8 protein-coding genes are annotated in these 6,166 nt (G+C 69.3%); 3 read left to right on the top strand and 5 right to left on the bottom strand.

What is annotated here, in order from left to right:
• A partial coding sequence (locus tag ACNI3K_RS06015; protein ID WP_419390936.1) for a TetR-like C-terminal domain-containing protein occupies nucleotides 1-423 on the top strand: 423 nt, incomplete at its 5' end.
• Here the strand turns inward: ACNI3K_RS06015 and ACNI3K_RS06010 are convergent.
• Together ACNI3K_RS06010 and ACNI3K_RS06005 are read right to left on the bottom strand one after the other, a co-directional pair.
• Nucleotides 371-2,128, bottom strand: a complete 1,758-nt coding sequence (locus ACNI3K_RS06010) for an AfsR/SARP family transcriptional regulator (RefSeq protein ID WP_419390935.1) — start codon at nucleotides 2,126-2,128, stop codon at nucleotides 371-373. The two genes, ACNI3K_RS06015 and ACNI3K_RS06010, sit on opposite strands and share 53 nt — an antisense overlap.
• 33 nt (nucleotides 2,129-2,161) lie before the next feature.
• Entirely contained in the window at nucleotides 2,162-2,434 is a 273-nt protein-coding gene (locus ACNI3K_RS06005; RefSeq protein WP_419390934.1) for a hypothetical protein, read from the bottom strand.
• Between the two features lie 180 nt (nucleotides 2,435-2,614).
• On the opposite strand from ACNI3K_RS06005, the gene ACNI3K_RS06000 reads away from it, so the two are divergent.
• Nucleotides 2,615-3,448 carry an alpha/beta fold hydrolase gene (locus ACNI3K_RS06000; protein WP_419390933.1) on the top strand — a complete coding sequence of 278 codons (834 nt, stop codon included), beginning with the start codon at nucleotides 2,615-2,617 and terminating at the stop codon, nucleotides 3,446-3,448.
• A gap of 17 nt (nucleotides 3,449-3,465) precedes the next feature.
• Here the strand turns inward: ACNI3K_RS06000 and ACNI3K_RS05995 are convergent, their stop codons facing one another.
• Nucleotides 3,466-4,593 (bottom strand): LLM class flavin-dependent oxidoreductase, encoded by a 1,128-nt coding sequence (locus ACNI3K_RS05995; RefSeq protein WP_419390932.1) that lies wholly within the window; start codon nucleotides 4,591-4,593, stop codon nucleotides 3,466-3,468.
• A gap of 74 nt (nucleotides 4,594-4,667) precedes the next feature.
• Between ACNI3K_RS05995 and ACNI3K_RS05990 the strand changes: the two genes are divergently transcribed.
• The gene (locus tag ACNI3K_RS05990; RefSeq protein WP_419390931.1) at nucleotides 4,668-5,081 is read left to right on the top strand and encodes a winged helix-turn-helix transcriptional regulator; all 414 of its coding nucleotides are present in this window, start codon (nucleotides 4,668-4,670) and stop codon (nucleotides 5,079-5,081) included.
• Between the two features lie 67 nt (nucleotides 5,082-5,148).
• Here the strand turns inward: ACNI3K_RS05990 and ACNI3K_RS05985 are convergent, their stop codons facing one another.
• Together ACNI3K_RS05985 and ACNI3K_RS05980 are read right to left on the bottom strand one after the other, a co-directional pair.
• Nucleotides 5,149-5,451: a DUF427 domain-containing protein gene (locus tag ACNI3K_RS05985; RefSeq protein ID WP_419390930.1), complete on the bottom strand. Its 303-nt coding sequence runs from the start codon at nucleotides 5,449-5,451 to the stop codon at nucleotides 5,149-5,151.
• 64 nt (nucleotides 5,452-5,515) lie between these two features.
• Nucleotides 5,516-6,163 carry an NADPH-dependent F420 reductase gene (locus ACNI3K_RS05980; protein WP_419390929.1) on the bottom strand — a complete coding sequence of 216 codons (648 nt, stop codon included), beginning with the start codon at nucleotides 6,161-6,163 and terminating at the stop codon, nucleotides 5,516-5,518.
• Nucleotides 6,164-6,166 lie beyond the last annotated feature (3 nt).

The following is a 6,166-nucleotide window of genomic DNA, read 5'->3' as shown; positions in this document are numbered from 1 at the left end:
GGCGCATCGGCCGATCCCCGGGCAGGTGCGCGCGCAGTCGCCCGCCTGCGCGGCGTGGGCCTGGGCTACATCCACTTCGCCATCGCCGAGCCGGGATGGTTCGAGCTCGCGCTGCTCACCTTCGACCCGAACGTGGGCGACGAGCCCGGCGTGACCGTAGCCGAACAGGTGCCGGCGCCGTTCCAGCTGCTGCTGAACGCGCTGGACGGCATGGTCGAGGCCGGAGCTCTCTCCCCCGCGGAGCGCGAGCATGCGGAGTGGCCGTGCTGGTCGGCGGTGCACGGCTTCGCGGACATCGCCACGCGCGGCCCGCTCAAGCACCAGGACCGGGATGTGCTCTCGGTACTCGGCGCGCACGTCGTCGACAGAACTATTGCCGGACTGTATCGGGGGCAGGATTCGCGGCAGCACGGCCTGGCGTGAGCTCGTCGAGCAGTGCGGTGGCAGCGCTGAGCATGCCGTCCATTCCGCACCGCGCCGACAGTTGGTAGAGCTCCTCGACCTGCTGCAGCGCCTTTGCGCGGTCGCCCCGGGCCATCGCCATCCGAGCGTGCGTGAGCGCCACGTCCGCGCGTACCCACACATGCGCATCGGTCTCGCGGGCACACGCTCGCGCCGCCGTGACAAGCCACTGCTCCGCGCCCGCACGGTCAAGCGCTGCGTCGCAGGCGAGGGCGATCGCCTTGGCGGCGAGCCCTTGCCAGCACGCGTCGCTGAGCTCGCACGCCATCGCGAACGTCGCCTCGAGCTCGTCACGCACCTGCTGCGGGTCGGATCCGAGCGCGAGCCTCACGTGCGCTCTCCAGGACTCGGCACACGGCCGGAAGGCGTTCCAATGCTCGGCGTCGACGATCGCCAGAGACTGATCGAGCCACTCCTGCGCACCTGCGAGGTCACCGAGCCCATACAGCGTGCGCGCGCCCACTCCCAGCGACCAGCACTCGCGACGCACCCTTCCCGCCGCCCGCGCATGGTCGATCGCCGCGCGAAAGCCCTCCGCCGCCTCGGCCAGCATCCCGCGGTCGTGCAAGTCCGTCGCCTCGATCGATGCGACCGTCGCCAGGAGCGCCCGATCGCCGCCGGCGATCTCCCGTGCCCACTCCAGATGCATCCCCGCCGTGACGCGCCGTCCCGACAGCACGTCCACGTAGCCGAGCTCCGCGAGCGCACGCGAGGCGACCGCATCGTGCCCCGCCTCCATCGCCACGGCGACGGCGCTCGCCAGCACCACCGCGCCCTCGTCGTCATGACAATGCACGGCGTGCACCAGCGCCGTTCCCAGCTCGAGCAGGCACTCGGCGAGCACCCGCGGATCGTCCGCCTCCTCCGCCGCCGCGGCCGCGCCGCGCAGACGGTCGATTCCCGTGACCGCCACGCCTGCGGACAGCGCCGCGAGGCCCGAGGTGCGCAGCGCCACCGAGGTCGCGCGCGGCGATACGCCCTCCGGCAGCGGCTTCGGAGGCGGCCGGGCGGCGTCGCGCAACGCGGCGCTGGGCGCCACTCCGAGCTCGCGCCGCAGCATGGCGGTAGCGAGCTCCGCCTGCTGCGAGGCCGCGGCGTGGCTGCCTGCTGCGGACAGGGCGGAGATCAGCAGCACGTGCGGGCCCTCGTCCAAGGGGTCACGCGCCACCAGTGCGCGGGCGAGGTCGATGCCGCGCACGGTGTCGCCTTCGGCGAGGGCGCGAATGATGGACTCGCGAATGCCGCCGCACAGCTCGGCGTCCACACGCTCGCGCTCGACCAGCAGCCAGGTCTCGAACGACGCGCTGTCTCGCACCTCGACTCCCTCGAGAAACCGTCCCTCGGGCGGTGGTCCCGCGAAGCGGCCGTGCGCCGCAACCGTGACATCGACCTCGATTCCCGGTCCCAGTTCTCCGGTGAGGGGGTTGCCGTGGAACGCCTCAGGTGCGCCGAGCCGCCGCCTGAGCTCAGCGAGGCTCCACCGCAGCGCGCCCATCGGATCGTCCGCCTGGCTGAACAGCTCGTCGACGAGGCTCTGGCGCGACACCGGGTGGGGGGTGCGGACCAGTCGCGCCAGCAACGCCCACGACTTGTGGCCGCGCGGGCCCGCGATGGGCACGCCGTCGCGTTCGAGCCGCGGGCGTCCCAACAGTCGGACTGTGAGCATGGGGCCGGGCCTCCCCTCACCCGCGAAGCGGGCTCATGCCGCCAACGCTACTCCGCGGAGCGCGAGGAGGCTCGACGCGAGTTCGTGACGCTGTACCGCATCGGCATACGCGGCCTCCCTGCGGAGAATCGCGAACGCCCGCTCCCGCGCGATCTCCGCGCCTTGCCAGTCGGTGAGTGCCGCCGCGGCGCCCGGGTGGTCGGCCTCTGCGCTGCGGGCGAGCACGCCGAGCTCGTCGCGCACGGCGGCGGTGCCACGCGCCATGATCACGTCGGCGAGCCGGTCGAGGATGGTCTTGAGTTCCATGATGGTGTCCCTTTCTGTGGTGACACAGTCATGGTGGAACGCGTGCGTGTGACGGCGCGTGTGACCGGAGAATTCGCATGAAACGGGCAACGCCGGCTCTCGCTCGTCACGGAGATCGCCGGGGAGATCGGGGCCAACTCGCGCGTGACCGGCACCCTCGGCTGCTGGCAGGATCGAACTGTGCCCTCCCTATCCCCGCTGACACGCACCGTGCAATGGCGCGGTCGCACCGTCGCCTGGGATCGGCTCGGCGAGGGGCCGCCGGTGGTGCTCCTACACGGGACGCCGTGGTCCTCGGCGCTGTGGCGACCGATCGCCGAGTCCCTCTCGGCCCAGTACACGGTGTACCTGTGGGACATGGCCGGCTACGGAGCATCGTCGAAGGATCCCGATCACGCGGTCGACCTCGGGGTGCAGGGCGAGCTGTTCGCGCACCTGCTCGACGAGTGGGGACTCGAGCGGCCCCACGTGGTCGCCCACGACTTCGGAGGTGCCGTAGCGCTGCGCGCGCGGCTCCTCCATGGGGCGCGATACGCGTCGCTGTGCCTGGTGGACGTGGTGGCGCTGTCGCCGTGGGGCTCGCCGTTCTTCACGTTGGTGAAGGAGCACGCGGACGTGTTCGCCCAACTGCCCCCGGCGATCCATCGCGCCGCCGTCGAGGCCTACATCCGTGGCGCGAGCCACCGCGGGCTGCGCGACGAGGACCTCGCCATGCTGGTCGAACCGTGGGGGGGACCGGAGGGGAAGTCCGCTTTCTATCGCCAGATCGCGCAGGCGGACGAGCACTTCACGGATGAGGTCGAACCCCTATATCGAACGCTCCACGAGCCCACGCACATCGTGTGGGGCACCGAAGATGCGTGGATCCCGGTGGACCGCGCGCACCGGCTGCGCGACTCCATCCCTGGTGCGACCCTCGCACTCGTCGAGGACGCGGGGCACCTCATCCAACTCGACGCGACCGGAGAGCTCTCTACGGAGTTGGCCCGGTGGCTCGCCGCGCAGACGCGCTGACGAGCCTCCGGACTACCTCAGCGCGTCTGGTCGCCTTGACCGTCCGGTGCCGCCAGCAGCTCCCGGACGCGAGGCACCACGTCCAGGCCGAACCGCTCGATGGCCTCGACCTTGTCCGCGTGCGGCATGCGGCTCGCGGCGGCGACGAAGTCGAACCGGGAAGCGCCTGAGCGCCTCATCACATCGGCGACGCGCTGCGCGACGGTCTCAGCCGAGCCGACCACCAAGGTGCCCGCGTCGACCTCCGCATCGAAGCGTTCGCGCTGTATGGACCAGCCGCGTCGAGAACCTTCGCCATTGATCATGTCCGACCACACCGGCCAGAACTTCTCGCGGGCCTCATCATCGCTGTCGGCGATCAAGCCGTGGATGTGGAGTCCCACGGGCTGTTCCACCTGTTCAAAGCTTGCGAGAGCCCGGCGGTAGAGGTCGGCCAACTGCGCAAACCGATCGATCGTCCCGCCGATGATGCCGAACATGAGCGGCAGGCCGAACCGCGCGGCCCGAATGGCGGACTGCGGGCTGCCGCCCACGCCCACCCACACGGGAAGCGAGCCCGGTGCGACCGGCGGTTCCAGGACCTGGTCCTCGAGAGCCGGACGGAACCGCCCTGACCACGTCACCGGCTGCTCCCGCAGCAAACGCATCAACAGGTCGAGCTTCTCCTCAAAGAGCTCTTCGTAGTCCTCCAGATTGAAGCCGAACAGCGGGAAGGAGTCGATCGCGGATCCCCTGCCGACGATCATCTGCGCGCGGCCGCCGGAGACGGCATCGAGAGTGGCGAACTCGTTGTAGACGCGGACGGGGTCCTGCGTGCTGAGGACCGTGACCGCCGTGCCGAGCTTGAGCGTCGAGGTGCGTCCGGCGATGGTCCCCAGGATGACCGGGGCTGCGCTGTCCATCATTCCGGGGCGGTAGTGCTCCGCGATGCCGAACGAGTCGAGCCCGGCGCGCTCGGCCGCCACCGCCTCCTCGACGACGTCGCGCAGCACCTGCTGTCCCGAGACCTGCTCGCCCCCCTGCGGGGGCGGCTGGAAGGCGAAGGTCCCGATGCCAAAGTGGAGAGCGCCGGGAGCGGGGTCGGAGATCCGCAGCTCCTTGCGCACGGGCGCGGTCCCGTTGTCTGTATCGTTTAAGTTACTCATAGTGACCGGTGTAACACGCAGTAACCGGTCACTTCAACGTGACTGAGTAACACCCATGAAACCGGGAGGACCACGTGGCGAGTGACATCGACAAGGGCCAGATGCTATCGATCTGCACCGAAGACGATCCGGCCATCTTCCGCTCGGTGCTCGATCGCCTGGCGGACAAGTGGACGCTCATCATCGTCGGGCTGCTCGAGGTGAGGGCGCTGCGTTTCACCGAGCTGCTCGATTCAATCCCCGGGATCTCGCGCAGGATGCTCACGCGCACCCTGCGGTCGCTCGAGCGCGACGGGCTGGTCCACCGAAAGATCTACGCGGAGATTCCACCGCGGGTGGAGTACCGCGCCACCGAGCTAGGGCTCTCCCTCAGCGAACCTGTGCTCGCACTCGCGACGTGGGTCGACGCCCATAAGCAGGTCATCCTCAGCAACCGCGAGACGTACGACGTCGCGCTCGATGGGCCCGACTCTTCGGACTCCCCCTAGACGCAGAACGACGGCTCGCCGCTGCGCGGGAGCCGTCGTTCTCAGGCCTTGCGGCCGGCGGGGCCTGCTACTCCGTAATCTCGATCGAGCGGTCGAACGCGACGTATCCGGAGAAGTCCTTGCCCACCCGGTCCGCCGCCCCCGGCAGCAGGTCGTTGTACGACCAGGCCGCATCGGCCTTGTCGCCGCCGTCAGTCGTGGCGTTGTAGTACTGCGCGTCGCCCTTCCAGGGGCAGTGGTACTGCGTGGGGCTGGTGGGTGTGACGTTCTCGGTCAGGCTCGACGGCGGGAAGTACCAGTTGCCCTCGATCTTGACCAGGTCATCTTTGCTTGCCTCGGCCAGAACGGTGCCGTTGTGAATCGCCTTCATGTCTACCTCCGTGAGTGATGGCGCACTTCGATAGAAGCTGCCGTGTGGGGGTGGTGCGTGGGTGTCAGACCTGCTGAACGCGCTCGACGTCGCGGGTGAGCTCTTTGAGCTCCTCGAGCGTGGCGCGCTTGCCGTAGGCGGGAGTGTCGCGCTCCACGCGCCAGCTCCCGCTGAGGTGGCCGAGGTCGAGCACGTCGAAGCCCAGGTCGTCGAGGAACCCCGCGACGGCCGCCTTCGCGTGAGGGACGTCTCCCGCGATGGGCAGGGCGCGGCGGTTCTGATCACCCTTGGGCAGCCCGTCGGTGGGGATCTGCTTGGCGTAAATGTTGTTGAACGCCTTCACCACGTGGCTGTAGGGCAGGCGTGCCTGCAACAGCTCGGAGGTGGTGGACTCGTTGTGGTCGAGCGCCTCGATGCGCCCGTCGCGCTCCGGGTAGTAGTTGTTGGCATCCATCACGACCTTGTCCTCGAACGGCTCCACGGGCAGATCGTCGATCGCCTTGAGCGGGATGGCCACCAGCACCATGTCGCTCTTGCGGATCACCTCTTCCACAGTGGCGGCGGACGCGCTCTTGCCAAGGTCGCGCACCAGGTCCTGGAGGGTCTCAGGCCCACGCGAGTTCGCGATCAGCACCTCGTACTCATGCTCGACGGCAGCGCGGGCAACGTTGGAGCCGATGTTCCCGGAGCCGATGATTCCAATGGTTGTCATGGT

Source organism: Demequina ureilytica, from assembly GCF_048553575.1.
In the GTDB taxonomy this organism is placed as follows: Bacteria; Actinomycetota; Actinomycetes; order Actinomycetales; family Demequinaceae; genus Demequina.
The sequence above is the reverse complement of the archived record's forward strand: the minus strand, read 5'-3'. Positions and strand labels throughout refer to the sequence as shown.

Coding starts and splice junctions, on each gene's coding strand:
- ACNI3K_RS06010 (WP_419390935.1), bottom strand. CDS start 2,128: ATGCTCACAGTCCGACTGTTGGGACGCCCGCGGCTCGAACGCGACGGC.
- ACNI3K_RS06005 (WP_419390934.1), bottom strand. CDS start 2,434: ATGGAACTCAAGACCATCCTCGACCGGCTCGCCGACGTGATCATGGCG.
- ACNI3K_RS05995 (WP_419390932.1), bottom strand. CDS start 4,593: ATGAGTAACTTAAACGATACAGACAACGGGACCGCGCCCGTGCGCAAG.
- ACNI3K_RS05985 (WP_419390930.1), bottom strand. CDS start 5,451: ATGAAGGCGATTCACAACGGCACCGTTCTGGCCGAGGCAAGCAAAGAT.
- ACNI3K_RS05980 (WP_419390929.1), bottom strand. CDS start 6,163: ATGACAACCATTGGAATCATCGGCTCCGGGAACATCGGCTCCAACGTT.